Source organism: Streptomyces sp. S4.7 (assembly GCF_010384365.1).
In the GTDB taxonomy this organism is placed as follows: Bacteria; Actinomycetota; Actinomycetes; order Streptomycetales; family Streptomycetaceae; genus Streptomyces.
The window spans coordinates 344,174-371,127 of record NZ_CP048397.1; the positions used below are offsets into that span (position 1 = coordinate 344,174).

At 71.7% G+C, this 26,954-nt stretch carries 22 protein-coding genes and 4 pseudogenes; 12 read left to right on the forward strand and 14 right to left on the reverse strand.

The window, feature by feature from the left end; translation table 11 throughout:
* Positions 1-155: 155 nt before the first annotated feature.
* Positions 156-2,285: an elongation factor G gene (gene fusA, locus SSPS47_RS01355; RefSeq protein ID WP_239065198.1), complete on the forward strand. Its 2,130-nt coding sequence runs from the start codon at positions 156-158 to the stop codon at positions 2,283-2,285.
* Between the two features lie 117 nt (positions 2,286-2,402).
* Here the strand turns inward: fusA and SSPS47_RS01360 are convergent, their stop codons facing one another.
* The 4 genes from SSPS47_RS01360 to SSPS47_RS01375 all read right to left on the reverse strand — a co-directional run bounded on the left by SSPS47_RS01360 (position 2,403) and on the right by SSPS47_RS01375 (position 6,804).
* Positions 2,403-3,986 carry an AbgT family transporter gene (locus SSPS47_RS01360; protein WP_164247917.1) on the reverse strand — a complete coding sequence of 528 codons (1,584 nt, stop codon included), beginning with the start codon at positions 3,984-3,986 and terminating at the stop codon, positions 2,403-2,405.
* Positions 3,987-4,014: 28 nt separating this feature from the next.
* The gene (locus SSPS47_RS01365; protein ID WP_164247920.1) at positions 4,015-5,028 is read right to left on the reverse strand and encodes a poly(3-hydroxybutyrate) depolymerase; all 1,014 of its coding nucleotides are present in this window, start codon (positions 5,026-5,028) and stop codon (positions 4,015-4,017) included.
* 187 nt (positions 5,029-5,215) lie between these two features.
* Entirely contained in the window at positions 5,216-6,016 is an 801-nt protein-coding gene (locus SSPS47_RS01370; protein WP_164247923.1) for a creatininase family protein, read from the reverse strand.
* Positions 6,013-6,804: a GntR family transcriptional regulator gene (locus SSPS47_RS01375; RefSeq protein ID WP_203557760.1), complete on the reverse strand. Its 792-nt coding sequence runs from the start codon at positions 6,802-6,804 to the stop codon at positions 6,013-6,015. Before SSPS47_RS01375 ends, SSPS47_RS01370 begins: the two co-directional genes overlap by 4 nt.
* 278 nt (positions 6,805-7,082) lie before the next feature.
* Here SSPS47_RS01375 and SSPS47_RS36150 point away from each other — a divergent pair.
* Positions 7,083-7,187 (forward strand): annotated as a pseudogene (locus tag SSPS47_RS36150) (fic family toxin-antitoxin system, toxin component); the annotation flags it as partial.
* 121 nt (positions 7,188-7,308) lie between these two features.
* Here SSPS47_RS36150 and SSPS47_RS01385 read toward each other — a convergent pair.
* The gene (locus tag SSPS47_RS01385; RefSeq protein ID WP_164247929.1) at positions 7,309-7,797 is read right to left on the reverse strand and encodes a hemerythrin domain-containing protein; all 489 of its coding nucleotides are present in this window, start codon (positions 7,795-7,797) and stop codon (positions 7,309-7,311) included.
* 274 nt (positions 7,798-8,071) lie between these two features.
* Between SSPS47_RS01385 and SSPS47_RS01390 the strand changes: the two genes are divergently transcribed.
* From SSPS47_RS01390 to SSPS47_RS01405, 4 genes are all read left to right on the forward strand, one after another.
* Positions 8,072-8,539, forward strand: coding sequence for a DUF5709 domain-containing protein (locus tag SSPS47_RS01390; protein WP_147876171.1), 468 nt, complete (start codon positions 8,072-8,074; stop codon positions 8,537-8,539).
* Between the two features lie 51 nt (positions 8,540-8,590).
* A complete protein-coding gene (locus SSPS47_RS01395) occupies positions 8,591-9,280 on the forward strand; it encodes a DNA polymerase ligase N-terminal domain-containing protein (protein WP_164247931.1) in 690 nt (229 codons plus the stop codon).
* Positions 9,261-9,635 carry an MmcQ/YjbR family DNA-binding protein gene (locus SSPS47_RS01400; protein WP_164247933.1) on the forward strand — a complete coding sequence of 125 codons (375 nt, stop codon included), beginning with the start codon at positions 9,261-9,263 and terminating at the stop codon, positions 9,633-9,635. The genes SSPS47_RS01395 and SSPS47_RS01400 overlap by 20 nt, the downstream gene beginning before the upstream one ends.
* An 84-nt stretch (positions 9,636-9,719) precedes the next feature.
* Positions 9,720-10,634 (forward strand): alpha/beta hydrolase, encoded by a 915-nt coding sequence (locus SSPS47_RS01405; protein ID WP_164247936.1) that lies wholly within the window; start codon positions 9,720-9,722, stop codon positions 10,632-10,634.
* 24 nt (positions 10,635-10,658) lie between these two features.
* On the opposite strand, the pseudogene SSPS47_RS01410 reads toward SSPS47_RS01405, so the two are convergent.
* Positions 10,659-11,146 (reverse strand): annotated as a pseudogene (locus tag SSPS47_RS01410) (carbonic anhydrase).
* 420 nt (positions 11,147-11,566) lie between these two features.
* On the opposite strand from SSPS47_RS01410, the pseudogene SSPS47_RS01415 reads away from it, so the two are divergent.
* Positions 11,567-12,568 (forward strand): annotated as a pseudogene (locus SSPS47_RS01415) (homoserine O-acetyltransferase); the annotation flags it as partial.
* Here SSPS47_RS01415 and SSPS47_RS01420 read toward each other — a convergent pair.
* Both SSPS47_RS01420 and SSPS47_RS01425 read right to left on the reverse strand, forming a co-directional pair.
* The gene (locus SSPS47_RS01420; protein ID WP_147876177.1) at positions 12,538-13,143 is read right to left on the reverse strand and encodes a DJ-1/PfpI family protein; all 606 of its coding nucleotides are present in this window, start codon (positions 13,141-13,143) and stop codon (positions 12,538-12,540) included. The pseudogene SSPS47_RS01415 and the gene SSPS47_RS01420 overlap by 31 nt on opposite strands.
* A 52-nt stretch (positions 13,144-13,195) precedes the next feature.
* The gene (locus tag SSPS47_RS01425) at positions 13,196-14,167 is read right to left on the reverse strand and encodes a DJ-1/PfpI family protein (protein ID WP_164247939.1); all 972 of its coding nucleotides are present in this window, start codon (positions 14,165-14,167) and stop codon (positions 13,196-13,198) included.
* A gap of 169 nt (positions 14,168-14,336) precedes the next feature.
* Here SSPS47_RS01425 and SSPS47_RS01430 point away from each other — a divergent pair, with 169 nt between their 5' ends.
* The gene (locus tag SSPS47_RS01430) at positions 14,337-15,527 is read left to right on the forward strand and encodes a S8 family peptidase (protein ID WP_239064723.1); all 1,191 of its coding nucleotides are present in this window, start codon (positions 14,337-14,339) and stop codon (positions 15,525-15,527) included.
* 165 nt (positions 15,528-15,692) lie between these two features.
* Positions 15,693-16,037, forward strand: a complete 345-nt coding sequence (locus tag SSPS47_RS01435; protein WP_164247942.1) for a hypothetical protein — start codon at positions 15,693-15,695, stop codon at positions 16,035-16,037.
* Between the two features lie 170 nt (positions 16,038-16,207).
* Here SSPS47_RS01435 and SSPS47_RS01440 read toward each other — a convergent pair whose 3' ends face one another.
* On the reverse strand, positions 16,208-17,161 hold the full coding sequence (locus SSPS47_RS01440) for an FkbM family methyltransferase (protein ID WP_164247945.1): 954 nt from the start codon (positions 17,159-17,161) through the stop codon (positions 16,208-16,210).
* Between the two features lie 214 nt (positions 17,162-17,375).
* Here SSPS47_RS01440 and SSPS47_RS01445 point away from each other — a divergent pair, with 214 nt between their 5' ends.
* The gene (locus SSPS47_RS01445; RefSeq protein WP_164247960.1) at positions 17,376-18,263 is read left to right on the forward strand and encodes an LLM class F420-dependent oxidoreductase; all 888 of its coding nucleotides are present in this window, start codon (positions 17,376-17,378) and stop codon (positions 18,261-18,263) included.
* A gap of 169 nt (positions 18,264-18,432) precedes the next feature.
* Here SSPS47_RS01445 and SSPS47_RS35095 read toward each other — a convergent pair whose 3' ends face one another.
* Together SSPS47_RS35095 and SSPS47_RS01455 are read right to left on the reverse strand one after the other, a co-directional pair.
* Positions 18,433-18,837, reverse strand: coding sequence for a nitroreductase family deazaflavin-dependent oxidoreductase (locus SSPS47_RS35095; RefSeq protein WP_147876182.1), 405 nt, complete (start codon positions 18,835-18,837; stop codon positions 18,433-18,435).
* A gap of 395 nt (positions 18,838-19,232) precedes the next feature.
* Positions 19,233-19,628 (reverse strand): annotated as a pseudogene (locus SSPS47_RS01455) (hypothetical protein); the annotation flags it as partial.
* 348 nt (positions 19,629-19,976) lie between these two features.
* On the opposite strand from SSPS47_RS01455, the gene SSPS47_RS01465 reads away from it, so the two are divergent.
* Positions 19,977-21,809 carry a hypothetical protein gene (locus SSPS47_RS01465; RefSeq protein WP_239064724.1) on the forward strand — a complete coding sequence of 611 codons (1,833 nt, stop codon included), beginning with the start codon at positions 19,977-19,979 and terminating at the stop codon, positions 21,807-21,809.
* A gap of 138 nt (positions 21,810-21,947) precedes the next feature.
* Positions 21,948-22,775, forward strand: a complete 828-nt coding sequence (locus tag SSPS47_RS01470) for a nucleotidyltransferase domain-containing protein (RefSeq protein WP_164247963.1) — start codon at positions 21,948-21,950, stop codon at positions 22,773-22,775.
* 16 nt (positions 22,776-22,791) lie between these two features.
* On the opposite strand, the gene SSPS47_RS01475 is transcribed toward SSPS47_RS01470, so the two are convergent.
* Genes SSPS47_RS01475 through SSPS47_RS01485 form a run of 3 tightly spaced genes read right to left on the reverse strand, consistent with a single transcriptional unit; the run spans position 22,792 to position 26,950 of the window.
* The gene (locus SSPS47_RS01475; RefSeq protein ID WP_164247966.1) at positions 22,792-24,747 is read right to left on the reverse strand and encodes a glycogen debranching N-terminal domain-containing protein; all 1,956 of its coding nucleotides are present in this window, start codon (positions 24,745-24,747) and stop codon (positions 22,792-22,794) included.
* Entirely contained in the window at positions 24,744-26,153 is a 1,410-nt protein-coding gene (locus SSPS47_RS01480; protein ID WP_239064725.1) for a hypothetical protein, read from the reverse strand. Before SSPS47_RS01480 ends, SSPS47_RS01475 begins: the two co-directional genes overlap by 4 nt.
* Positions 26,150-26,950, reverse strand: coding sequence for a sugar phosphate isomerase/epimerase family protein (locus SSPS47_RS01485; protein ID WP_164247969.1), 801 nt, complete (start codon positions 26,948-26,950; stop codon positions 26,150-26,152). The genes SSPS47_RS01480 and SSPS47_RS01485 overlap by 4 nt, the downstream gene beginning before the upstream one ends.
* Between the last annotated feature and the right edge of the window lie 4 nt (positions 26,951-26,954).

A 26,954-nucleotide genomic window follows, 5' to 3' on the forward strand; every position in this document is an offset into this window, starting at 1 on the left:
GACGAACGTCTGATTTCCCGTCAACCCGCCGTGCGGGCAACCTCGTTGGGCTGCGGCCCACGAGTGTTGTCACGCCGCGCCGGGGATCGTCGTCCGGCAATCGCGTCGACCTTTTCCATGGATCATCCCGAAAGGCTCGGGCCGTGCGTACCGACGTGCACCGTCAACACACCAATCCGCTCCCCACTGCGCTCAACGATCCGCTCAACGCCGTCCGGAACCTGGGCATCCTCGCCCACGTCGATGCCGGCAAGACCACCGTCACCGAGCGGATCCTCTACCTCACGGGTACCACCCACAAGCGTGGCGAGGTCCACGACGGCACGACCGTCACGGACTTCGACCCGCAGGAGCGCGACCGCGGCATCACCATCTTCGCCGCGGCCGTGAGCTGCGACTGGGACGGTCACCGGATCAACCTCATCGACACCCCGGGCCATGTCGACTTCGCCGACGAGGTGGAGCGTTCCCTGCGCGTCCTCGACGGCGCGATCGCGGTGTTCGACGCGGTCGCGGGGGTGGAGCCGCAGAGCGAGTCGGTGTGGCGGCAGGCGGACCGGCACGGCGTGCCCCGGATCGCGTTCGTCAACAAACTGGACCGCGCCGGGGCCGATCTCGACGCGGCCGTCGAGTCGATCCGCGAGCGCCTGCATCCGGCGCCGCTGGTGGTGCAGTTGCCGATCGGTACGGAGGACGGCTTCACCGGCGTGGTGGATCTGCTCCGGATGCGGTCGCTCGTCTGGTCCGGCGGTGACACCGACTCCTACGAGGAGGGCCCGGTGCCCGACGCTCTGGTGGCGGAGGCGCTGCGCCGCCGCGGGCTGCTGGAGGAGGCGGTCGCGGAGCTGCATCGGCTCGCACTGGAGGAGTTCTGCGCGGAGTCCACTCTCTCCGCGCGGACGCTGGTCCGCGCGCTGCGTGATCTGACCCGTACCGGCGAGGGTGTCGTGGTGCTGTGCGGTTCGGCGTACCGCAACCGTGGGATCGAGCCGCTGCTGGAGGCCGTGGTCGCCTATCTGCCGTCGCCGCTGGACGTACCGGCGGTGCGCGGCACGCGCGGCGGCGCGGTCCAGGAGCGGTCCGCCGATCCGGCGGGCCCGTTCGCGGCGCTGGTGTTCAAGGTCAACTCGACCTCCACGGGTCGGCTGACGTTTCTGCGGGTCTATTCGGGAACGGTCGGAAAAGGAGAGGCGGTGCTGGACGTGGGTACGCGGCGTACCGAGCGTGTCAGCCGGATCCTGCGGGTCCAGGCCGACCGCCACGCGGAGGTTGACCGTGCGGTGGCCGGGGACATCGTCGCGGTGGTCGGGGTGAAGGCCGCCCGTGCGGGTGCGACCCTGTGCGTACCGACGGCTCCGCTGGTCCTCGAACCGCCGGCCGTCGCCGATCCGGTGGTCTCCGTCGCGGTGGAGGCACGCAGCCGCACCGATGTCGACCGGCTGGTGCCGGCGCTGGCACGGCTGGTCGAGGAGGATCCCTCGCTGGTGGTCCGTACCGATCCCGAGACCGGTCAGACCGTGCTGTCGGGGATGGGTGAGCTGCACCTGGAGGTCGCGGTGGAGAAGGTCCGCCGGGCCCACGGGCTGGAGATCGGCGTCGGCAGGCCGCGGGTGGCCTACCGGGAGACCGTCGCGCGCGGGGTGTCGGGTCTGGTGTACCGGCACGTCAAGCAGGACGGCGGGGCCGGGCAGTTCGCCCATGTCGTCATCGACACCGAGCCGTTGGAGGCGGCGGCGGACACCGGCGGCGGGGCCGGCGCCCGTGACCGCGAGGCCGACTTCGCGTTCCGGTCGACCGTCGTCGGCGGGCGGGTGCCGCAGGAGTACGTCCGGGCGGTCGAGGCGGGCTGCCGGGACGCGCTCGCCGAGGGGCCGCTCGGCGGTCATCCGGTGACCGGGGTGCGGGTCACCCTGACCGACGGGGCCGTCCACTCCAAGGACTCGTCGGAGATGGCGTTCCGCACGGCCGGGCGGCTCGCGCTGCGCGAGGCACTGCGGGCCGGTGCGATGGTGCTGCTGGAACCGGTGGTCGAGGTCACCGTGACCGTCCCCGACGAAGCCGTCGGCGGGGTGCTCGGCGATCTGGCGGCCCGGCGCGGCCGGGTGTCGGGCTCGACCGTCCGTGCCGGCACGACCGTGGTCACCGCGACCGTGCCGCTGGCCGAACTCTTCGGCTACGCGACGCGGTTGCGCAGCCGGACGCAGGGCCGGGGCACCTTCACCGCCCGCCCGACCGGCTACGCCCCGGCGCCGGCTTCGGTGACGGGCGCGGTGACGGGCACGTAGCCGAGCACCGGACCGGGCGCGTGCCCGGCACGTTGCCGGGGGGCGCCGCCGACTTCGGCGGTGCCCCCCGGCGGCCCCGCCCGCGCACGGGCGGGGCCGCCCTTCTCCCGTGCGTGGTCAGCGCACCGGCGCGCCCGGCCCGAGCGGGATGCCGAGCGCCCACCACGCCAGGAACAGCAGCGTCCAGGCGATGGTCATCGTGACGGCGAGCGGCAGCGTGTACGACGCGAGCGTGCCGATGCCGGCGCTCTTGCGGTACCGCTGGAGGAAACCGAGCGCCATCAGGAAGTAGGGACTCATGGGTGTGATGGCGGTGGAGCCGGAGTCCGCGATCCGGAACAGCGCCTGGGTGGTCTCCGCCGGCACGCTCACCAGCATGAGCATCGGGACGAGGACCGGCGCGGCCAGCGCCCACATCGCCGAGCCGCTGGTGACCATCACGTTCACCAGGGTCAGCAGGAGCAGGATCATCAGGAAGACGACGACGATCGGCAGCCCGCTGGACTGGAGTGCCTCGGCGGCCCTGACCGCGAGGACGTCACCGATATGGGTCCAGTCGAAGTACGCCAGGAACTGGGCGATCGCGAAGAAGAGCACCAGTACGGGCGCCATCTGCTTGATGCCCTCGCCCATCAGCCTCGGGACGTCGGCGGCCTTCTTGATCGAGCCGGAGCGTGTGCCGTAGACGATGCCCACCAGACCGAAGAGGAAGGCGACGACGGCCGCGATGCCGTCGAGGAACGGCGATTCCACGATGCTGCCGCCCTCGCCGCGCAGCGGTGAGGAGACGGGCAGGAGCGCCGCGGCCAGGACGACGGCGGCGGCCAGCAGCGTGTACACGGCGCGGCGCAGCGCGGAGCGTTCCCGGTCCGAGAGGCTGAGCCCGCCCAGGTCGTCCAGGTCGGCGTCCGGGTCGGCGTCCAGGTCGGGCCGCTTGCTGAGCACGTACTTGGTCACCAGCGTGATCACGACGGCGAGCAGGAACGAGGAGGCTATGTTGAAGAACCAGTTGCTCAGCGGGGAGACGTACGCGTCGTCACCGCCGACGATCTGCGCGGCGGCGGTGGTGATCCCCGCGAAGATGGCGTCGTTGGGTGTGGGCAGCGGACTGGCGTCGTACCCGGAGGCGATCGCGGTGTACGCCACGACGACGCCGAGGATCGGGGACTTGCCCACCGCGCGGAAGGCCAGACCGCCGAGCGGCACGAGGATGATGTAGGCGGCGGCGGAGGCGACGTGGGCGACGGTGCCCGCGAAGGCCACCGCGAACACGACCCACGACGCGGGGACGCGTGAGACACCGACCTTCATCAACGCGGCGAGGAATCCGCTGCGTTCGGCGACGGCGACACCCATGATGACGACGACGATGGTCGCCATCGGCGGGAAGGTGGCGAAGTTCTCGATCATCGTCGAGACCGCCATGGCGAGTCCGTCGCCGCTGAGGAGGTTCTGTACGGCGACGGTCTTGTCGTCGGCCGGCGAGACCACGGAGACGTCCGCCGCCGCGAGTACGGCGCTGACGACGGCGAGTATCCCGGACAGGATCCAGAACAGCCAGAAGGGGTGCGGAAGTGCGTTGCCGGCGCGTTCGATGACGCCCATGGCACGGACGATCAGCGGCAGCCGGGGCTCGGTGGGGGTGCCCGAAGTGCCCGGCGTGCCGGGCGTGCCTGGTGGTGCGGGAGTCGGGGTACTCATGAGCGGATCTCCTTACTCGGTTCCTGCGTCAGCGGACGACGGATCTAGGGGTCCGGTACTGGCGCAGGAACTGCCACATCACCTCGTGCGCCTCGATGGTCTCGGTGGCGTATCCCCCACCGCTGTAGCTGTCGGCGCCGGGCCAGGTGTGCCCGCCGTCGGTGATGGCGACGTGGCGCACCTCGGCGCCGTGGTCGCAGCCGCTGTGCCGGGTGATGGTGATGTCCGGCTCCATGGTGCTGGTCTTCGGCCGGGGGCGGCAGTCGTTGCGGTCGGCCCACGCGGCGGTCCAGTCGGGGATCGCGGGCAGTCCGCGGTCGGGGTCGCCCGCGTAGGGGATGGTGACGTCGCCCGTGCCGTGGAAGTCGATGACGGGGACGGGGCGCGAGGGGCGGCAGTTCTCGCCGGTCTCGGGGTAGAAGGCGCCCGCCACGGGGGCGATGGCGGCGATCCGGTCGGACATCCGGCAGGCGAGGAGGCCGGTGAAGCCCGCGCCGTTGGACTTTCCGGTGGCGTACACGCGCCGCTCGTCCACACAGAGTGTGCGTCGCAGCTCGTCGATGAGGTCGCCGGTGAAGGCGACGTCGTCCACGCCGGCGGCGGCGTACGGCGCGCCCTGCCAGGCCTGCCGGTCGCCGTCGCCGGTGCCGATCACGCCGTTGGGGTACGCCACGATCGCGGGCAGGTTGGAGAGTCCGGAGAACTCCTCCGTACCGACGCCGGTGTTGCCCCGGCCGTGGAAGGCGAGCACGACGGGCCAGTCGTGGCGCGGGTTGTAGTTGGCGGGCAGGTGGAGTTGGTACGTACGGGAGAGTCCACCGCTCGCGACGGTGCGCAGCCCGCTCGTGCCCGGCTGCTGCGGTGCGGGCTGCCGACAGCCGTCGGCGGACGCGGGGCGGGCGGCGGGAGCGGCGGCGGCCGTCGCCGTGACGGGGGCCAGGGCCGAGCCGACGAGGGCGAGCCCGGCGGTGGCCACGGTGGTTCGGAACAGGGCGCGGGCACGCCGGCCGGGGCGTCGGCCGCCGAGCGGGGTCTGCTTCATCGCAGGCTCCTTCTGCCGTACGGCACGGGGGCTCGTACGGCTTACTGAGGGGACGGGGGTGCGGGGGGGAATGAGGGCGCGCGGGACTTCGGCGCGTGGGGAGCGGTGACGGGTCAGGGGCGTGCGCGGCGCGGGTGCGGTCGCACGCGGGGAAGTGGTGGTGCGGGAGGGGTCTTGAGGGCCCCGCTCAGGCGTCCAGCCACTCCTTGACGAAAGCGGCGATGCGGGACACGGCCGTTTCCACGATGGCCTGTCCCGCGGCGGCGGTCGCGCGGCGCGGGTCGCCGAGGACGCCGTTGGGGCTGAGCCGGTCGTAGCCCACCGTGAGCGCGGGGTGGCCGCGCCGGGAGAGCCGGGAGAGCGGATCGAGATCGGCGGTGGCCGTCGGTCCGGGGGTGAGCAGGTCGGTGCGCACGAGGTGGGGCGCGAGGTGCAGCATCTGCGCCGTCTCGGCCTCACCGCTGTGTCCGTGCACCTCACCGACGCGCATGTCCGCCACCGCGTCGGGCGCCAGCGTGGTGAGCGGCGTCCAGGCGAACTGGAGGTCGGGGCGGGTGACGAGCAGGTCCTGCGCGACGGTGCCCAGGGTGGCGTTGTTGCCGCCGTGTCCGGTCACGACGAGGATCTTCCGCCAGCCGTGCCGGTACAGGCTGTCGACGTACTCCCGGACGACGGCGGCGAACGTCGTGGTGGTGAGCGTCACCGTGCCGGCGAAGGCCAGGTGGTGCGGGGACACCCCGACGGGCAGGGACGGGCCGATCACCGCGCGACCGCCGAGTTCGGCGGCCACGAGATCCGACACGGCCTCCGCGCGGAGGGTGTCGGTGGCCATGGGCATCCCCGGGCCGTGCTGCTCGAAGGCGCCGGCCGGCAGGATCACCACCGGGCTCGACGTCACGGCGTCGGCCGCCTCGACCGTCGTCAACTCGGCGAGCCGCGTGGGCCGTTCGGACGGCGGGAGGTGCGGGAGGGGCTGTTCGGAGCTCACTGCTGTGCGCCTTCCTGGATCGTGGCCGAGGTGGTCGGAGTGGCCGGGAGCGCCGAAGTGGCCGGGGAGTCACGGTCGTTGCCGCCACCCTCGCCGTCGCTGTCGGCGCCGCTGCCGTCCTCCGGCTCGTCCGCCGGGAAGTCGGCGGCGAGGACTGCCTCCCGGATCGCCACGAGATGTGTACGGGTCAGCCGCTCGGCCGCCGCCGCGTCCCCGTCCCGTACCGCGTCGAGGATCTCCAGATGCTCGGCGTGGTCCCGGGCCCGGTCGTTGTAGCGGTGCCGGATCTCCACCTGGTCGTGGGCACGGACCTGGAGCAGTGCCTCGACGGCCTCGCGGAGCAGGGTGTTGCCGCTGGCCGCCGCGAGTGCCACATGGAAGTGCACCGCGCGTCGCAGGGATTCCTCCGGCGGGTGCAGCGCGTTGGCGGCGGCCGACTCCAACTCCCGTACGGCTTCGGCCATCCGCACGTTCGCCGCCGCCGCCGCGACCGCCGGTTCGAGCACCAGCCGGGCCTCGACCAACTCCAGCACGGAGGCGCGGGTGCTGCGCGGCAGATGCGGGTTGGCCATCAGCCGGCGCCCGATACCCGGGCCCACGTACGTGCCGGAACCGTGCCGGAACTCCACCACACCGGTGGCCTCCAGCCTGCGCAGCGCCTCGCGCACCGTGGGTGTGGTGACGCCGAAGCGGCGGGCGAGGTCACGGGAGGACGCCAGCGCGTCCCCGTGACCGAGGTGTTCCGAACGGATGATCTCGACGATGTTGTCCGCCAGACGCTCGGACAACGACAACTCACTGCGACTCATAAAGTGAATAGATCACTTGATCTCTGACGGTGTCAATGGCCGCGACAGCATCAATCGGCCACGACCCGCGGTGGGCGTGCCAGCAGTGGTGGCTTCGGCGCCGAGCCCCGGCACCCTCGACCCCACCCCCGAGCAGCGCGCCGCCGGCCGGCGGGCCCGCCAGGAGCTCGACAAGCACGACCGGGGTCACGCCGCGTGCGCGCGAGCGTGCTCGAACCGAAGACCGACGTCTCCCATCTGCCGCACGCGCCGAGCGGCTGCCCCGCGACCCGCAGGTCGACGACTACGGCCCGCTTCACGCGGCCGTCGCCCGCGCCTGCGCCCGCGCCATGGACCGGGACATCTACGGGTCCCCGCACCCCTAGGCTGCCGTGCCGCTCCGACCTCCGGCCCGGATCACGCGTCCGCCGCACGAGCGGATCGCCGCCCGAGCCGTCGGGTCCCCCACGCCGCCCCCGCTGTCCGCTTCGCCCGCTCCGGGGCTCATCCGACCTGCTCGCGGACGCTCTCGACACTGCCGCAGTCCGCCGCCAGCTGCCTGGCCCGCTCCTCGGTGAACGCGACACCGAGTTCGGCGCGTCGCTCGGCGCCGACGTTCTCGCGGGCGCCGTTGAGGATGGTCCGCTCCTCCTCGTCGAGGTGATGGGTCACGGCTTCGACCAGCTTCTCCAGCTTCTCGTCCCACTCGTCGGAACCGACCTCGCCGGTCTCCAGCAGGTCGAGCAGCGCCTCGTTGCCCTCGTCGTGCTCCTCCTCGCCGTGTTCGACCTCGGCGTCGTCGATGTTCTTGAAACGCCGCAGGGCCGGATAGACCTCCGTCTCCTCGGCGCGGGCGTGGGCGATCAGCAGCGCCGCGAACTCGCGCAGCGCCTCGGCCCGGTCCGCCTCCACGCTGCGCATCCGGCGGAAGAGATCCTCCATCGTCCGGTGGTCCCGGAGGATCAGTGCCACGACGTCGTTCTCGGTCTCCATGGGGCTCCCTCTGTCGGCTCGCTTTCCCCTCGCTGTCCGCTCGTGTGCCCGCTCGCGTCCCGCCAATCCGCGACCTACCACCACCGAACCGCCCGCAGGACATATGGGGCGTATTCTGAAGATCTCTCGTAATGTTCCTGGCCGGGTCCCCGATTTCCCGCATCATCCAGGTGTACGAGAGCCGGGCCGGGCACCCGCAGGGGGCGGCCCCGGAGTCGTCGGGCGACGCTCCGGAAGCGCGCACGCTGGAGCCCCTTCTGGAAAGGATCGAGTCATGGCCGACGAGTCACGAGGCGACGATGTGTACCAGCCCGAGAACTCGGACGTGCAGAACGGCCCCTCCGACGATCTCGATCTGGAGAACGTCATAGACGAACGCGGGCTCGACGACATGATGACCGAGGGTTACTCCCCGCCCGAGCGCCCTCTCGGCGTCAACAAGTACGGAGTCACCGACGAGGAGCAGCACGAGGGCGAGTCCCTGGACCAGCGGCTCGCCCAGGAAGCCCCTGACGTGCGACCGGAGCCGGGTGACGAGGTCGGTGACGTGCCCGACGGCGAGGGCGAACCCATGGACGCGGAGGCCGGAGACGTACGGGCGGGGCGGCTGGAGGCGGTGGACGACATCGCGCCCCGCCGGCACTCGCACGTATCGGCCCGCGACGTCGGGATCGACGGCGGCGCGGCCTCGGCCGAGGAGGCCGCGATGTACGTCTCGCCCGACGAGGACACCGAGGGCTAGGCACTGTCCGCCGGACAGGACCTGGGCACACCCGGCCGCCGAGGAGCAGACGTGGAAGACCGAGGCAACGACGGGGACCGCCTGGCGCGCTACCACCGCAAGCGCCGGTTCGACACCACCGACGAGCCGCGCGGTGAGAGCGCGGGTCCCGGGGCCGAACCGTCGTTCGTCATCCAGATCCATGACGCGCGCCGGATGCACTTCGACTTCCGGCTGGAGGTGGACGGTGTGCTCAGGTCCTGGGCGGTGCCCCGGGGGCCGTCGACCGATCCGGGTGACAGGCGCCTGGCGGTGCCCACCGAGGACCATCCGCTGGAGTACCGCGAGTACGAGGGCGTCATCGCCTCCGGCGAGTACGGCGCCGGCCCGGTCATCGTCTGGGACCAGGGCACCTACCGGCCGCTCGGGGGCGGCGGTGCGGCCGACTTCTCCGCGGCCCTGGACAGGGGCCATGCCTCGTTCCGTCTCGACGGCCGCAAGCTGCGCGGCGCCTACGCGCTCACCCGCTTCCGCGACGGCCGCGACGGCTCCGCCGAGGCGTGGCTGCTGGTGAGGAAGACCGGCCCCGGCAGCTCCCGCTCCGGCCCGGCCACACCCGACCCCCGGCGGGCCCGCTCCGCGCGCACCGGCCGGACACTGAGCCAGGTCGCCCGGGGTACGCCGGAGCGGAGTATGCCGGATCATGGAAGCGGCAGAGTCCATCGATCCGAAGGCAACGACCATGCTCGACGCAGACCCTGAGACCCGCCTCGGCGCGGACCTCGACGCCGACGACGTCCGCCGTATCGCGCTGTCCCTGCCGCGCACCGTGGAGAGGGAACTCTGGAACATCCCCACCTTCCATGTCGAGGGAAGGATGTTCGTCACGGTGCCCGACGACGGCACGTCGTTCGCGGTCCGCTGCCCCAGGTTCGAGCGCACGGAACTGATCGCGGCGGAGCCCGAGAAGTTCTGGGTCCCGCCGCACGAGGCCAACTCGGCATGGGTACGGGCCCGGTTGAGCGCCCTGGAGGACGAGAAGGAGCTGTACGACATCCTGGCCGACTCCTGGAAGCAGGCCGCCCCCGCCGATCTCGCCGAGTCCTTCGAGCAGTGATCGGCGGGAGCCGACCGATGAGTTCCGGGGCGTTCGCCGGTCCGAACCACGGACAGCGAAGAACACAGAGCACAGGAGCCCCACATGATCCCCGATGACGCCGTGAGCGACCGGAGCGCGACCGACGGCGAGGTACGCGGCGGCACCCCGCGCCTGGTCGAGGCCAACGGCGTGCGTCTGTGCGTCCAGACCTTCGGCAGCCCCGCCGACCCGACGATCCTGCTGATCGGCGGCGCGGGGAGTTCGATGGACGGCTGGGACGAGGGTTTCTGCGCGCGGCTCGCGGCCGGCGGGCGCCATGTCGTGCGCTACGACCACCGGGACACCGGCCGGTCCGTGAACTCCCCCGCGGGCGCCCCCGACTACACCTTCTGCGCCCTGCTCGCGGACGGCGTCGGCCTGCTCGACGTCCTCGGCGCACAACGGGCCCATGTGGTGGGCATCTCCATGGGCGGCGGTCTCGCGCAGTGCCTGGCCGTCACGCACCCCGGGCGGGTGGCGACGCTCACGCTGGTCTCCACCAGCCCGGCGGGTCCCACCGAGTCGAAGTTGCCACCCCCGTCGGAGCGGATGCGCGCGGCCTTCGCCGATCCCGCCCCCGAGCCGGACTGGTCGGACCGCGCGGCGGTGATCGCGTACATGGTCGAGGCCGAACGGCTCTTCGCCGGTTCGGCGCCGTTCGACGAGGACGCGGTACGCGAGTCGTCGGGCCGGATCGTCGACCGCACCACCGACATCGAGGCGGCCCTGAAGAACCACTGGGCGCTCGCGGACGACGAGGAGCCGGTCACCGTCCTGCTGTCAGAGGTGACCGCTCCCACCCTCGTCCTGCACGGCACCGAGGATCCGCTCTTCCCCCTCGACCACGGGCGGGCGCTGGCCGAGGGGATTCCCGACGCCCGTCTGGTCGCCCTGGACGGGGTCGGTCACCAGGCACCGCCGGCCCGCGTGTGGGACACGGCGATTCCCGCCGTCCTCCACCACACGGACCGGAAATGAGAACGAGTCACCGCACTCGCCGTCTCACTTCACTTCGTTGAGCTGTCCCGTCGCCACATCGAGAATGAATCCGCGGATCGCGTCCTTGTGCGGAATGAACGGGCTGACGGTGATACGCCGAATCGACTGGCGTACATCCTTCTCCAGGTCGGTGAATGCCTCGGCGGCCCACTCCGGCCGGATCCCGGTGTCCTTCTCGATGTCCCGTTTGAATTCGCCGTCGGTGAAGGTGAGCATCCCGCACTCCGTGTGGTGGATCAGGAGGATCTCCCGTGTCTCCAGCAGCCGCTGGCTGATCGCCAGGGAGCGGATCGCGTCGTCGGTGATCGCTCCCCCGGCGTTGCGGATGACATGTGCCTCACCGTCCCGCAGGCCGAGGATGCGGTAGATGTCCAGCCGCGCGTCCATGCAGGCGACGACAGCGAGCCCCCGGGACGGGGGCAGATCAGGGGTCCGGCGAACGACTGCGCGTAGACCGTGTTGTTGGCGATGGATTCGTCTGTGACGGACACGAGGGACCCACTTTCCGCGGTCGGGGCGAGGGAGCCACGGTAGAGGTCGGAAATTCGAACGCAGAAGGCGACAGGCCGCCTCGCCACAACGTCGCAATGATCCGGCAACAAACACGGTGTGTTGCCGGGCCGTTTCAGCTTCGTGGCCATTCCCGCGCCGCACTTCCACCTCTGCCGGAACGGCCTTTACGGTCCAGTGGCACGCGCCGGTTTCTCCTGTCGCAGCGATCCACCGAACCCCATTCTCCGTCTCAACCCGTGCGAGGCCGTCACCCATGAGCCAGCCCGCCGACTCCGTCACCGCCGGACACACTCCCGACGACAGTTCCCGGCAGGACCCCGGCGCCGCCTGGTCCTTCGAGACCAAGCAGATCCAACGGCGCGGGCACCGGTCGTCGGATCGGGCTCGGCGCCCGAGCCGCCGACGGGTCGAACGCGGTGCTGGTGCTGCACGCGCTGACCGGGGACAGCCATGTCGCCGGCCCCGCGGGGCCCGGTCATCCGACGGCGGGCTGGTGGGACGCGCTGGTCGGCCCCGGCCGGCCGCTCGACACCCGGCGGTGGTTCGTGGTCGCGCCCAATGTCCTCGGCGGCTGCCGGGGGACCACGGGCCCCGCGTCGGCCGGACCGGACGGGACGCCGTGGGGGGCGTCGTTCCCGTATCTGACGCAGCGTGACCAGGTCGCCGCCGAGGCCCGGTTGGCCGACGCGCTGGGCATCGCGCGCTGGGCGGCGGTCGTCGGCGGCTCCATGGGCGGGATGCGGGCGCTCGAATGGGCCGTGAGCAGACCGGAGCGTACGGGGTCCCTGCTGGTGCTCGCGTGTCCGGCGGCGGCGTCGGCCGAGCAGATCGCCTGGGGCACCGTACAGATCGAGGCGATCCGCTCCGATCCCGGCTGGCGGGGCGGGGGTTACCACCGGGCCGGGCCCGGCGGTGGTCCGCACCGCGGGCTGGGTGTCGCGCGCCGGATCGCCCATGTGACCTACCGGAGCGAGCCGGAGCCGGCCGGCCGGTTCGGCGGCGAGCCCCAGCCGGGTGAACACCCCTGGCGGGGTGGGCGCTACCAGGTGGAGTCGTATCTGGACCACCACGCGGCCAAACTGGTGCGCCGGTTCGACGCGGGCAGCTATGTCGTACTGACCGAGGCGATGAACGGCCACGACGTGGGGCGGGGCCGCGGTGGTGTCCGTGCCGCGCTGAGCCGGGTACGGATGCCGGCGCTCGTCGCGGGTGTCGGCTCGGACCGGCTCTATCCGCCCGCGCAGCAGGCGGGGTTGGCCGCCGCTATACCCGGCGCCGACCGGCTGCGGATCGTCGAATCGCCGTACGGGCACGACGGTTTCCTGGTCGAGACGGAGCAGGTCGGCGCACTGGTCGAGGAGTTGCTGGGTCAGTTCGGCAGTGGTTCGTCGGCGAGGTAGGGCGGCGCGGGCTCGTACTGGATGTACCGGCGGACCGCGCGGGCGTGGTCGCGTCCATGGAGCCGGCCGACCAGCCACAGTGCCATGTCGATACCGGCGGACACCCCCTGGCTGGTGACCAGGTTCCCGTCCACGACGTAGCGGGCGTCGCGGACGACGGTGATGTCGCCCCGGGCCTGGAGTTCGTCCTCGAAACCGTGATGGGTGGCCACGCGCCGGCCACGGGCGGGACCGGCCTCGTGCAGCAGCAGCGAACCGGTGCACACACTGGTGACCCAGTCCGCCTCGGCGGCCGTTCCGCCGATCCACTCGGTCAGCGCGGCGTTGTCGACCTCGCGGCGGGTGCCCCGCCCACCGGGGACGAGCAGCACGTCCAGGGGTGGGCAGTCGCCGAATGTGTGGTCGGGCAGGACCCGCATGCCTTTGTTGCAGCGGACCGGGTCGGGGCGCTCGGCGACCAGGACGGCGGTGTCGGCCTGGTCGCGCAGCATGGAGGAGGCGGTGAACACCTCCCAGGGGCCGACGAAGTCCAACTCCTCCGCGCCGTCGAACAGGAGCAGTCCGTACGTGGTCATGGGCGGTCCTCCGTCGTCAGGGATGGTCGTGCGGTGTGCAGGGTCCCGGTGGTCAGGTGTGGTGGTCGGTCGAACGGAACCGGTTGCGGTAGTCGGTGGGCGTCACCCCGCAGTGGCGGTGGAACGCGCGCCGCAGCGACTCCGAGCTGCCGAGCCCGCAGCGCCGCGCGACGGCGGCGACCGGTTCGTCGCCGCCGGTCAGCGCCCGTTGCGCGGCCTCCACCCGTACGCGCTCCACGTACTCGGCGGGCCCCACCCCCAGCTCCGCGGTGAACCGGCGCTGGAGGTGACGGGGGCTCAGTCCGGCACGGTCGGCCAGATCCGCGAGGGTGTGCGGCCCACCGGGGTCGGCGTGGACGGCCGCGACGGCGGCACGGATCGGGTCGGTGGCCGGCTGCGGGGACCAGAGCGGCACGCTGAACTGGGCCTGGCTGCCCGGTCTGCGCAGGAACAGGACGAGCTGCTGGGCCACGGTGTGGGCGGTCTCCCGGCCGAGGTCGTCCTCGACGAGCGCGAGGGCCAGGTCCATCCCGGCGGTGACTCCGGCCGATGTCCAGACCCGTCCGTCGCGGACGAAGATCGGCCGGGTGTCGACGGTCAGTTCGGGGTGCTCCCGGCGCAGTTGGGCGCCCCGGCTCCAGTGTGTGGTGACGCGGCGGCCGGCGAGCAGCCCGGCGGCGGCGAGCAGGAACACGCCGCTGCACACCGAGGTGACCCGGCGGGCGGTGGCCGCCGCCGCGGCGATCCACCCGACGAGTGCGGGGTCGCGCACGGCGTCGTCGACGCCGTTGCCGCCGGCCACGACCAGGGTGTCGATCCCCGTGGGATCCAGGTCGCCGACCCCGTGGTCGGCGTGTACGCGCAGCCCGCCGGCCGAGCGCACCGGGCCCGCGACGGGGGCCACGGTCCGGCAGTCGTAGCCGGGCTCCGGCCGGCCCGCCTGCTGGAACACCTCGAAGGGGCCCGAGAGGTCGAGCGACTGGAGTCCCTCGAAGATCACGAAGACGACGCGTCGCTGCTGCACGTCGTCCAGCCTGCGCCGCCGCAGATCACGTCGTCAACGACGTATGGCCCACACATCACGCCATGGCCGCGAGCACGGCTGTGACGGGTGCCGACGCCGAGAGTTCGGTCGGGTGAACCTCCGCCACGCCTGCCGATCAAGATAATTCGATCATGTTTGAGTACCTTTTATGAAAAATCGCCTGAAACTCAGCATGTTCCTGGTCGCCGCGAGCTCCGTCGTGGTGGCGGCCGGCCCGCTGCCCACCCCTTCCCAGGAGGCCGCCGCCCAGCCCCACACCGCGCCGCTGCACCGCTCGGAGGCGCCTTTGCTGGACCGCTACATCGTGTCCGTCGACGCCGCCTTCGACGCCACCAAGCTGCTCAACCGGGCCGGAGTGAAGCCCCTGTTCACATACACGAGCGTGCTGAGCGGGTTCGCGGCCGAGCTGAGCGCCGCCCAGCTCAAGACCATCCGGGCGACGCCGGGCGTGACGGCCGTCGAGCAGGACTCCGAGGTGAAGGCGCTGGAGACCGCCCCTTCGAGCAGCCGCGCCGCCGCCTCGTCCTGGGGCCTGGACCGGATCGACCAGCAGTCGCTGCCGCTGGACGGCCAGTACACGGCGGAGCAGAAGGGCAAGGGCGTCACGGCGTACGTCATCGACACGGGCATCGAGTTCGGTCACGACGAGTTCGGCGGCCGGGCCAAGGCGGGCTACGACGCCATCGGCGACGGGCAGCAGGGCAAGGACTGCCAGGGGCACGGCACGCATGTGGCGGGCACGGTCGCCAGCCGTACCTACGGTGTGGCCCCCGAGGCCGACCTGGTGAGCGTCCGCGTGCTGGACTGCACGGGCAAGGGCACCTGGTCGGGGATCCTGGCGGGCTTCGACTGGGTGGCCACCAACGCCGAGCAGCCGGCCGTGCTCAACGGCTCGCTCGGCGGTCCGAAGTCCACCGCCGTGAACAGCGCGGCGACGGCCCTGTCGAAGAAGGGTGTCCTGCCGGTCATCGCCGCCGGCAACGACGCGGTCGACGCCTGCTCCGTCTCGCCGGCGTCGGCGGAGGGCGTCGTGACGGTCGGCGCGACCGACCGGGAGGACAGGCAGACCAGCTTCTCCAACCACGGGAAGTGTCTGTCGCTGTACGCGCCGGGCGGCGCCATCGTGTCGGCCAAGCTCGGCGGCGGCAACACCTCGATGAACGGCACCTCGATGGCCTCTCCCCATGTCGCGGGCGTGGCCGCCCTCTACAAGGCCAAGAACCCGCAGGCCACGCCGGACGAGATCGCGACCTGGCTCGGCGGCTCGGCCACCCAGAACAAGCTGTCCGCCGTCGGCGAGAGCTCGCCGAACCGGCTGCTGTTCACCAACGCGCTCTGACCCCAAGGGCCCCGACGGTCGGGAGGAGACCCACATGGCGCACGAAGAAGCGATTCCGCACCCGCTGTTCGAGGGATCGACCGGGCTCTTTGGAGAACGTCCGCACGGTCGGGGACAGGCTCTCGACGTCCTGTCTCGCACCGCCCGTACCAGAAGGAGTTCCCTGTGCGACTTCGTACCAGTGTGGCCGCCACCGTCGGCGCCCTCGCCCTCGTCATCGCCCTGCCGGCCTCGGCCGGCGCGGCCGAGGGTGACTTCACCTACAAGCACGTCGACCGGGCGGGCGTCGCGCAGACGTCGACTCTGGTGGATCCGCAGAGCCGCGAGTGCATCACGCTGTCCGAGGTCGGAGACGAGCGGACGGAGCCGGCGCACTCCCCGCGCAACAACACGGACGCCACGGCGACCGTCTTCGCGGGGGCCGACTGTGAGGGCGCGCACTTCTCCCTTCGGCCCAACGGGGGCAAGGCCTCCGAGCGACTGAAGGTCCGTTCGGTCGTCTTCAGCTGATGGGCTGAGTCGCCGAACCACTGACCGGTGGACCCGGCCGGCCGAGTCGGCCGGGTCCACCGACCAGCCGCCCCGCCACGAGCGTCCGCGCACGTGCCGGGGCGGCGCCATGCGCGGGCCCGGCCGGCGGACGTCGAGCGTCGGACCGGGGTGCGGCGGCGCGGGAGCCTTCAGGCGTACTCCCTCTCCTTCGGCGTGAAGATAAGGTTGCGGCTCTTCTCGGGGCGGTCACCCGTGATGGGCACGAGGCCGCCGTCGGACTCCGAGATCCAGCGGAAGGTGTAGTCGAGTCCCGCGAAGGGCTCGGTGAGCTTGCCGAGGAGCGTCTTGTGCAGGGCTTCGAGAATGATGACGGGCCGGTCGCGCTCGATGACACCCCGGGCCCCGGCGAGCACGCTCGGCTCATGACCCTCCACGTCGATCTTGATCAGGTCGACCGGGGTCTCCCCCAGGGTCCCGTCCACGGTGAGCAAGTGGACCCGGGTGGTGAACGCGCTGGCCACCGGCTTGGTGAACTCCTCCAGCGAGGAGCCGGTGGAGAGCAGGTTCGACAGCGGGAAGCGGATGTTGATGTCGGCGGTCCCCGTGTGGTCCGAGACTCCGTTCTGGTGCAGCACGAGATTCCTCAGACCGTTCGCCCGGTGGTTGACGGCCAGCCTCGCGTGGATCGGCGGCACCGGTTCGAAGGCGTGCACGGTGGCCTTGGGGGCGGCCAGGGCCGCGATCATCGCGTAGTAGCCGACGTGCGCGCCGATGTCGAGGATCGTACGGCTGGTGGCCGCGAGCCGGCTCCAGTGGCGCAGGCTCGCCGACTCGTAACCGAAGCGCCCGTTCCACACGGTGTCGAGGGCGACGGCCTCGTCGTTCGCGCAGAACATGACGAACGGCGGGCAGTGCTCGGAGTCGATCTCGACCCAGCCGTGGTGCGGGAAGCCCTTGCGGTGCGTCGTGAGGATGTCGGAGGTCGTGACGGGCCTGACCCGGGCCGCCTCGCGCGCCGTCCGCCGGTTCGTCTCGTCGAGATCGCGGATCCGGGTTCCGACGCGCCCGCCGGCCGGCCGGCCCGGCTGTGGCTGCGGCTTCCCGGCGCTCGCGATCGATGAGATCTTACGGAGGATCTTCACTGGGCTCCTTGATGTCGTTCAGGTGGCCGGGAGGTAGGCCGATGTTGCCGACACCGGGTGAGCGGCGGATGTTGGCTCGGTGAACGCGCGGGGAACCATCCCGTCCGGTCCGCCGAACCACGCTCCGCCGGCGGTGCGCGAGGACACCGGCGGGTGGCGCGACGGCCGGGCTCGGTCGGCGGTGCGCCGTCCCGGGCCTGGGTTAGCGTGCGGTATGCCCTCTGACAACAGCACACGTTTCGGCAGGATCGGTATCTGGAGTTCGGCCCTGCACCCTTCCGACCCCGACGGCGCCGCGGCCGTCTCGACGGCGGTCGCCGAACTCGACGCACTGGGATACGGAACGGTCTGGATGGGCGGCAGCCCGTCGCTCGACCAGGTGGTTCCGGTCATCGATGCCACCCGGCACATCACCGTCGCGACCGGCATTCTCAGCATCTGGGAGCACGAGGCACCGGCCGTCGCCGAGCGGACGGCACGCATCCAGCGGGACACTGCGGGGCGCTTCGTCCTCGGGCTGGGCGTCAGCCACGGCGGATTCACGCCGAACTACGCGCGGCCCTACTCGTCCATGGTCGAGTACCTCGACGCCCTGGACGCCGCGTCCGACCCGGTGCCCGCGTCGGGGCGCGTCCTCGCCGCGCTCGGCCCGAAGATGCTGAAGCTGTCGGCGGACCGGGCGGCGGGCGCGCACCCCTATCTCGTCACGGCGGAGCCCACGGCGCAGGCGCGCGCGACGCTCGGCCCGGACGCGCTGCTCGCACCGGAGCTGACCGTCGTACTGGACACCGACATCGAACGGGCCCGTACGGTGGCGCGCGGGATGCTGTCGATGTATCTCCAACTGCCCAACTACACGAACAACCTGCTGCGGCTCGGCTTCACCGAGGGCGACTTCGCGGACGGCGGCAGCGACCGGCTGCTGGCCGCGCTCTTCGCACTGGGTGACCCCGAGACGGTGCGCACCCGCGTCGCCGAGTACGTGGACGCCGGCGCCGACCATCTGGCGCTCCAGGTCCTGACGGGCGACCGGGCCAAGGACCTGCCGCTCGCCGAGTGGCGCACGCTGGCCGAGGCGCTGGAACTGAAACCACGCGACTGACACACCGTCACGAGCCCGCCGACGCCGGTGAGTCGGCGTCGGCGGGCTCGTTGTACCGGGTTCTGTCGGGTAGTCGGACGTCGGGTGTCGGCCGGCGAGGAGCCCGGCTTCACGGAAGCGAAGACCCCGGCCGGCCACTGTCACCGGCCGACGCTCGCGGTCGGACCGGTCAGACGCGTTCCAGGACGACCACGGGGATCTCCCGGTCCGTCTTGGTCTGGTACTCGTCGTACGCGGGCCACACCTCGGCCATCCGCCGCCACATCTCCGGCTTCTCCTCCGGGGTCGCGGTGCGCGCGCGGGCGGTGAAGCGGTCGCCCTTCACCTGCACCCGGACCTCGGGGTCCGCCTGGATGTTGAGGTACCAGAGCGGAGGCGAGTCGTCGCCGCCCTTGGAGGCGACGATCAGCAGGTCGTCCCCGTGGGTCCGGTAGATGAGGGGGGTGCTGCGCTGCTCGCCGCTCTTGCGCCCGGTGGTGGTGAGGATCAGCGTGGTCGTGCCGTTCTCCCACTCGTGCCCGACCTCGCCGTCGGTCTCCTGGTAGCGCTTGACGTGCTCTTTGCCGAACAGCATCTGCCGTCTCCTTACTTGGGTCTCGCTCCGCCCGGCGGACCGCGCGTGCGGACATCTCGGGCGCGTGCGATTTCGACCGTAGCAACGTCCGCGCGGTGGCGGCCGTGCCCGGCGCGCGCCACGCGGCGCTTGGGTGATTCGGTGAACGGCGGTGCGGAGGCGGTTATTCCGATGTGCCGGTCCCGTGATTAGCGGGTCGGTCTGCCCAGTTGCAGTGTGTCGGCGAAGGAGTCTTCCCAGGTACGCCATTTCCCGGGGACTTCCGAAGGCTTTACATATGCGTACGCGTAACCGTACTCATCCTCGTACTCGTGCGCCGCCGCGACGGGAGTGCGCCCGCGCGCGTGAGCGCCGTTGCCCGCACCCTCGTAACGGTCGTGAATTTCCGACTCGTGGATCAGAGAGGGGCTGGCGCGGTCCATGCGGAGCGCGTCGACGGATTCCGCGAGGAGTTCGTATTCCGTGGTTTCGTCGCGGGTGGCGACGCGAATGAGATGACCCGCCGCCAGATGTTCCGCGACACGGTCCTGATGGTCTTGATTGTCGCGCCAGGCCCGCAGCATCTGGGGGACGTCGGGGACGTTGTCGGCCAGCGGGGCGAGCGCCCGGGCGGGGAATTTATCGCTTTCCGGGCTCGGATCGAGGCGTTCGGCAATCCAGGTCGCCCGGTCCCGTAACCACCACAGTGCAAGTGACAGAGTGGGTGCGCGATACGTTCCCAGGGGTACGCCTATACGCTGACCGCCACTGACTCCGTAGGCGGTGACATGGCACAGGAATTCATCATGCACGGCAGCTCTCCTCGCGCCGTTCATTGGTGGCCCGGCGGCCTGGGACGTAATGCTGAGTGGTGAAGGTACGCGGTGGCGGGCGATTCCCGGCGGGCGGAATGAATGATCCAGTGGGGGCGCCCAACGTATTATTATGTAGTTCTCCGACGCGCTGTCACGCCATCATTCTGGCCAGAGTTGGAGCGTGTTAATCCATCTCCTGGCCGAATTTCCGCACCGGGGCGGGACGCCCCGCCGGCCCCGTCGGACGGGGCCGCTGTCGCCCAACCGCCTTGCACCGCACCGACCTTGACGTTCACTGTATGGAGTAGCAGTGAAACGCTGCGGAACCGGACATCAGGGGGGCACATGCCGACGGGGAGAGACAGTGACGAGAAAGAGACGGGTCCGGACCCGAGCTCGGACACGGGTGCGGACACGGGTGCGGACACGGGTGCGGACACGGGTGCGGACACGGGTGCGAGCGCTGCCGGACCCACCGACGCGATACCGCCCACCGTCCCGGCGCGACCGCTGACACCGCCGCCGCCGACCGCACCACCCAGCGCACCGCCCGTGCAGCCGCCGGCGACACCGCCGCCGCCCGCCCAGCCGCCGGCCTTCGGTCCTCCTCCCCCGCCCCCACCACCGCCGCTGCCCACCGGTCCTCCGGCCGCGTCCGGGCATGTCGCCGCCGTAGCGCTTCTCAACCTCACCGGCCTCGGACTCGGTTACGTCCTGATCCGCGACCGGCTCCGTCTCGCCGTCAACCTCGCGGCGACCGCGGTGTTCCTGCTCCTCCTCCTGCCCGCCGACACCGACGGCGCACCGGGCCTGCTCGTCGCCCTCTACGCCCTCGTACTGATCGGCGCCGCCCTCGACGGCGCCCGGCGGGCCCGTGGTCCGGCCCCGCGGCCGCCGCTGGTGCTCCCCGCCCTGCGGCCCGCTCTGGCCGTCGCGCTCGCCCTCGTGCTGCTCGCGATTCCGGTGGGCGGCGCCGTCGCCTACGGAGCCGCGCAGGACGAGGCCGTCGAGCGGATGCTGCTCGACAGGCTCGCCGAAGCCGACAAGCAGGTCGAGGCGCTGCGCTCCAGTGACCGGAAGGACAAGACCGCGGGATATGTCTCCGCCCTCGGTGTCTACCGTGAACTCGGCGAGAACGAGGGCGATTCGAGGGCCGGAAAGCTGGTCCCCGAGCGCCTGGAGACGTTCTACGACGCCGTGTCCCGCCCATACGCCGAGAAGGAGTACTGCGAGGCCGTCGGCCCGCTCAAGTACCTGCGTGGCGTGCCCGATTCGGTCGACGCCGATCTGCTCGGCAAGCTGGCCGGGTGGCCTGACGAGCCGTTGGCCGTCTCACTCCTGGAGTGCGGACGTACGGGACTGGCCGCGGGCGCGTCGGGGACGGACGGCGGCGAACTGGCCGAACTCATCTCCACGTTCCCCGAGTCGGCCCAGGCGGCGGCGGTGGGGCCCGCTGTCGGCGCCGCCATCGAGCAGCGCCGCAAGAAGCTGGGCGGAGCCGATCCGTGCACGTCCACCACGGAGTTGGAGAGCATCTCGGACCTGGTGAAGTCCTTCGAGACGGACACCGCGGCCCTCAGGAAGAGCGCGGCGTCGGCCGTGGAGTCCGGGACCTACGCCTGCGGTGTGGACCAGTTCAAGGACAAGAGTTTCGACCGCGCGCTGGAGACGCTGACGTCCTTCCGGTCCACGTACAAGAACAGCGACCGCAGGGACCGTGCTCGGGACATCGCCATCGCCGCCGAGATCGCCGCGGAGCGCGCGGCGGCCGGCAAGCGGCTGCCGCCCGAGAACGCGCCCGGCGGTCCCCGGCTGGAGGTGGTGATCAGCAACGACGCCTCGGACGCCGTGGAGATCCTCTACACGGGACCCGTGACCGGCACGGTCAAGATCAAGGCGTGCGGCGGCTGCGAGAACTACTCCAGTCACGACGCCGTCGACAAGGCGTGCAAGGACTCCGGCAAGGGTTATCCGAGGAAGACGCTGCGACTGCCGGTGGGCGACTACCACTTCCTGCTCAAGCACTCGGGGGACGCGGCCGACGACGTGACGAGCACGACGGACGGGATGTCGATCGATCCCGGCTACTCCTACACCTACTGCAGCTATGTGGTCGAGACGGGGCCCTTCGACTCCATCCGGCCGGTGGACCCGCTGGAGCCGCTGCTGTCCCGGTAGCACGGGGGCCGTCCCGTACGATCTCCGGCATGGGAACGACCTGAGCACACGAGCGTGGTCCGAGAAACAGGATCCGGCCGCCCGGCCGTCGCCGGGCCGCGTTCGTGTGCCGTCACCCACTCCAGGAGAGACCAGCCCGTGTCGTACGTATCGCCCTCCCCCGTCCTGAACCGCCGCGTCGAGCGGCTGCGTGAGCTGGCCGAGGCCGAACCGCGCCTGGAAGGCGTCCTGTTGTACGGGTCGTGGACCCTCGGCGAGTCGGACGCCCACTCCGACATCGACGCGTATCTGTTCGTGCGGGACGCGGACGCCGACAGCTTCGACGGGCGCGCGTTCGTCGAGCGGATCGCGCCGCTGAAGCTGGCCCACACCAATATGTACGGCATCCTCGCCGTCGTCTTCGACGACTTGATGCGCGGGGAGTTCCACATCGATCCGGCGGGGCCGGGCATCGATCTGATCCCGTCGTGGGAGGGGATGGTTCATCTCCCCGATCCCGATTCCGCCGTCCTGCTCGACCGCGGGGGCCGGCTGACCGCCGCCGCACGCAGGCTCGCGGAGTTCCGGCCGCCCGAGCCGGTGGCGACGGCTCAGGAGCTGTGCGACGAACTCGCCAACTGGACACTGATGTTGGCCCATGTACGGGCGCGCGGGGAGACCGCCCGCGCGTACAACCTTCTGCACGCGGTCGTCTCGCCGCTCCAGCTGAAACTGTGCCGGCTGCTGCGCGGATCCATCACGCGCTGGCTCACGCCGAGCCGTGCGCTGGAGGCGGATCTCCCGGAGGCCGACCGCGCGCGACATCTCGCGACCACCGGCGGGGCGCGGCCCGGTGAACTCCGGTCGGCGGCGATGGAGAGCTGGCGGTGGAGCCGGGACCTGGCCGCCGAGGCGGCGGCGCGCTGGGGCACCCGGCTGCCGCTTCACCTGCACGACGAGATCGCGGAGTTGCTGGCCGACGGGTAAGGCCCCGGCGGCATCCTCAAGTGGCGGCGGCCCGGAGGGCCGTGAGCAGGGCCAGTGGAGTCGTCGCCGCCCATGCCTGCGGTGAGCAGGAGTGCGGATACGGGATGAGTCCGTGGCCGTCCTGTCTCGGGTGGCCCGCGATGACTTCGGGCAGCCGGTGGCCGTGCGCCGCCGCCGCGTCGAGGAGAGCGTCACTGACCCGCGCGGCTTCCTCGTGCAGTCCGTGGCGGGCGAGTCCGAGGGTGATGACGGCGTTGTCGTGCGGCCAGATGGAGCCCCGGTGGTAGGAGAGCGGGTGATACGGCGTCTGGCCCGCCGCGAGGGTGCGGATGCCCCAGCCCGAGAAGAAGTCGGGCTCCAGCAGTCGACGGCCGACGGTTCGGCCGCGCTCGTCGTCGAGGATGCCCGACCACAGCAGATGCCCGGCGTCCGAGGCCAGCGCGTCGACCTGGCGCCCGGCCCCGTCGAGGGCGAGTGCGGGAAAGCCGCGGTGGGGCATCCAGAAGTCGTCATGGAAGCGGACCCGCAACTGCTCCGCCGCTGCGTCAAGTTGGTCCGCCCAGCGGGGGGCGTCCCATGCCGTGCGGGCGAGCATCGCCGCGCCGCGCAGGGCGTCGTACGCGTAGCCCTGGGCTTCCGCCACGGCGATGGTGCCCGTCGCCTGCGTGCCGTCGGCGAAGCAGACCGCTCCGGCGGAGTCCTTCCAGTTCTGGTTGAGCAGGCCGCCGGGGTCAGAGGCGTAGACGAGGTAGCCGTGCCGGTCGAGTCCGCCGTGTTCGAACATCCAGCGGATGGCGGCGCGGGCGTGGGTCCGCAGGCGGCGGGCGAGGGTGGGGTCCCCGGTCTGCCGGGCGTGAGCGGCGAGGAGCGCGACGAAGAGCGGGGTGCTGTCGACGGAGCCGTGGTAACGGCCGTACGGGACCTGCCGGAAGCGGGAGAGCTCGCCGTGCCGGATCTCGTGCACGATCTTTCCGGGCTGGGCCACGGACGCCGGGTCGTGGGTGGTGGCCTGGGTTGCGGCGAGCGCCAGGAGCGTCGACTCGGCGACGCGCGGCAGATGGGGCAGCGTGAAGAACGAGGTGAGCAGTGAGTCGCGCCCGAACAGGGTGAGGAACCAGGGGACCCCGGCGCCGGGGATCCGCAGGTCCTCGCCGTCCGGTCCGGTGGCCGGGATGTGCAGCAGGGCGAGGTCGGCGAGACCTCGGGCGAGGGCCCGGCCGAGGGGGGTGGTGTCGTCGGTGGGGAGCGCCGGCGCGCTGTCGGTCGGCGCGGCGAGGAGCCGTGCGCTCTCCCGCCGTACCCGCTCCTCGGCCTCCTCGGGGCTGGACGGGGCGGGCGGTGGTTCGGCGGCGCCGTGGGCGCGCGCCGTGACGGTCAGGGTGAGTTCGGCGCTGCCGTGGGCGGGCAGTGGCAGCTGCCAGGTGAGGTCGCGGCCGGTGCCGTGGTCCGTGACGGTGGCCGGCGCGGGGGTCGCGGTGACCGTGGTGGCGGACCGCCAGTCGCCGCGCCGGTAGGTGAACTCGATGCCGCCTGGGACGGTTTGGATGTCCCGGCGGGCGCCGGGCTTGTCGTACGTGCGCCGGTCGCCGCGCAGTTCGAACTGGTCGGCGAAGTCGGCGTCGGCCTCGACGGTGACGGCGAGCGTGGTGTGCTCGGCGATGTTGCTGATGATCCGTACGCGCTCCACCAACCGGCCCTGGAAGAGGGCCTGTCGGCGCAGCAGTGTCCAGTGGGAGGGTTCGTCGCGGGTGCTGCCCGCGGTGAGCACCGCCGTGGTGCCGCCGTTGGGGTCGCCGGGGACGAGGGCGGTGGGCCGGGCTCCGTCGACGGTGAGCCGCCAGCGGCTGAGATGGCGCGCGTCGCGGACGAAGAGTCCGTCGGGTGATCCGCCGTGGGTGCCGGTGATGTCGCCGCTGTCGTCGAGTGCGGCGAACGTGCCGGAGTGGACGAGGAGTTGGGGTGTGGGGCTCATCGGTCCACGTCCTGGCCGGGGTCCTCGGTGCGTGCGAGCAGGTCGAGCACGACGGCCGCGGTCCAGCTGAAATCGGTCGTGCCGCGTGCCCGTCCGGTGCGCGGGTCGACGTACTCGGCGAAGCCGGAGCGGCCGGCCGAGGCGAGGATCGCCTGCCGCAGTTCGTCGGCGCGCGCGAAGGCACCGTGCTGCCGGAGTCCGCGTTCCAAGGCCCAGTTGGTGTTGAACCAGGCCGGTCCGCGCCAGTATCGGGAGGGGTCGAAGGAGCGCCCGCGCAGGTCGTAGCTGGGGGCGAGGGCCGTGGTGGAGCCGAGCCCGAAGTGGTCGCCGGACGCGGTGCGCAGCAGGGCCTCAACGATGTCGCCGGGCAGGTCGGGCACCAGGAGCGGGAGCAGACCGGTGACGCTCTTCTCCTCGATGGGCGTACCGGTGCGCAGGTCGTGGCAGAGGAACAGACCGGCCTCGGGGTGCCAGAGGCGTGCCACCAGTGCGGTGGTCAGTGCGCGGGCGCGTTCCCGGTGCGGCTGCGGGTCCCGACCGAGTGTCAGGGCGATGGCGGCCAGGGCGTGTTCGGAGACGATGAGGAAGGCGTTGAAGCCGGGGTCCTCGACGGTGAACTCGTGCGGTGCGCCGGTGCCGCTGTCGGTGCCGGCGTCGGTGTAGCCGCGGTCGCGGTAGCCGGTCGCCAGGCGTACGTAGCGTCCGTAGTCGAGATCGGTCGGCCGGTCGGCGGCGTCGCCGTGCGTGAGATCCGCCCGGCGGAACGAGGTGGCGGGCACCGGGTCGACCCGCGCCAACGGCCTGTCCCAGCAGGGGCTGTTGTCCATACCCGGTTCCCACGGGTGCAGTACGGACACGAGCCCGTGGCCACCGAGGTCGCGGTTCGCGTGCAGATAGTCGTGCCAGGCGGTGAGCCGTGGGTGGACCCGCTCCAGGAAGCGGCGGCGCCCGGACGTCTCGGGGTCGCTCTCGTGGACGAGCCACGCGGCGAGGGCGTGCACGGGTGGCTGGACGATCCCGGAGGTCTCGATGTCCGGGGGCGCGCCCACCGCGGCTCCGGCGGTGCTGGAGCGCCAGAAGTCGGGGCTGGGGAAATAGGCCTCGTGCGGTACGGCCGGGTTGAACACGATGTGCGGGACTCGGCCGTCGCCCCACTGGGCGCCGAGAAGGGTTTCGAGTTCGCGCTGTGCCCGGCGGGGTGAGAGCCGGGCCAGGCCGATGGCGATGAAGGCGGAGTCCCAGCTCCACTGGTGCGGGTAGAGGGTGTGGGAGGGCACGGTGGAGGAGCCGGTCCAGTTGGCGAGGAGCACGCGCGACGCCGCGGCGCGCAGGGCCCGGCGGCCGGTACGGGTCTCGTGGGCGCCCTCCACGGGGGGCGCGGACGGGCCGGCGGTGGTGGCCGTCATGCCCCCGACCTTCGCAGCAGGGTGGGGATGGAGCGTACGGCATCGACGGGGTCGCCGGTCAGCCGGCATTCGACGGCGAGGTAGCCCTCGTACCCGATGGAGTGCAGGGCGGCGAGCCAGGCGGGCCAGTCCAGATGGCCGGCGCCGGGCTGGAACCGGTTGGAGTCGCTGACCTGCGCGTGCCCGATGTAGGGCGCGGCGGCGACTATCGCGCCCGCCGGGTCGGCCTCCTCGATGTTCATGTGGTAGCTGTCGATGCCGATTCGGACGGAGTCGAGTCCGACCGTGCGGATCAACTCGGCTGCCTGGTCGAGCCGGTTGACCATGTGGTCCTCGTAGCGGTTGAGCGGCTCCAGGAAGAGGTACACGCCTTCCCGGCGCGCGTGTTCGCCGAGTTCGGTGAGTCCGTCGAGCAGTACGGCGCGCTCCTCCTCGGCGCCGCGCGGCGGTTCGAACGGCGGGAGGCGGCGGGAGAACATGCCGTACGACGCCGGGGTCTGGGCACCGAGTCCGCCGAGTTCGGCGATCACGGAGAGCTGGGACTTGAGCTGCACGATCGCGTCGCGGCGCCGGTCGGCGTCGAAGGCTCCGAAGAAGTGGAGCATGTCGACGCAGACGGTCGGCATGACGACGCCGTCCCGCCGGGCGGCGCGGAGTTCGGGGAGGCGTCGCTCGAAGTGGAGGTCGCCCTTGGCGCGCAGTTCGATCCCGTCGAATCCGGCGTCCCGCGCGAAGTCCCACTTCTGTTGCAGGGTCTCCCCCGGCAGCAACTGCTCCTGGCAAGCGGTCTTGAGCATGTGG